Source organism: Mycobacterium sp. 236(2023), assembly GCF_029623955.1.
Taxonomy (GTDB): Bacteria; Actinomycetota; Actinomycetes; order Mycobacteriales; family Mycobacteriaceae; genus Mycobacterium.
Genome location: NZ_JARSBP010000028.1, coordinates 1 through 724, shown reverse-complemented (window position 1 = coordinate 724; position 724 = coordinate 1). Strand labels below are relative to the sequence as shown.

At 64.2% G+C, this 724-nt stretch carries 1 protein-coding gene and 1 pseudogene; both read right to left on the bottom strand.

Annotated features, from left to right (window positions below):
* Window positions 1-233, bottom strand: a pseudogene (locus tag P9A17_RS33220) (acyl dehydratase); the annotation flags it as partial.
* A partial coding sequence (locus P9A17_RS33215; RefSeq protein ID WP_278043064.1) for an acyl-CoA dehydrogenase family protein occupies window positions 230-724 on the bottom strand: 495 nt, incomplete at its 5' end. The gene P9A17_RS33215 and the pseudogene P9A17_RS33220, both read right to left, overlap by 4 nt.

The window sequence follows — 724 nt, the reverse complement described above, 5'->3', positions numbered from 1 at the left end:
TGGAGGAACTTCACGCACAGGCCGTTGGTGGTCAGGATGTTGAGAAAGATGTCCGGAGACCCCTGGCCGGTCGCGAAATCGCGGTCATGGTGCACCGGCATGTAGTCCCGCGATGCGATGGCCCCCGCGACGATCAACGTCGTGGTGACGGGAACGTCCATCGGCGTGATCTCGTCACCCACGTTGACCGAGTTGTAGGCCAAGGTGGTCGTTCGCGTTGCGGTGGAGGTCATTTGCTTCCTTCTGGATAAGTGGTACCGAGGCGAGCAAGTTGTTGCGAGGCGGATCCGAGCGCGAGCTCGATGTCCTTGGCCCACAGGTAATAGCGGGAGACCGGATAGGTGACGTCGATGCCCATGCCGCCATGCACCTGCTGCGCCGTGGCGACCACACGCGCACCGGCTTCAGCGGCCCAGAACTTGGCGATCGCCGCTTCGCGCACGGCGGACCTCCCTTCACCGATCAGCCATGCGGCATGCCAGGTCGTCCATCGAATCGCCTCGGTATCGATGAAGGCATCGGCCATGCGCTGCTGCACCGCCTGAAACGATCCGATCGGGCGACCGAACTGTTCGCGTTCGGCCGTGTAGGACGCGGCGATGCGCAGCGCCCGCTCGGTGACGCCGATCTGAATGGCGCACAGTCCCACAAGAGCTCGCGTGTACAGAGCCCCCACAATGTCTGCGGTGTCGCCGTCGCCTCCGAGACGACGAGCGGACGCGCC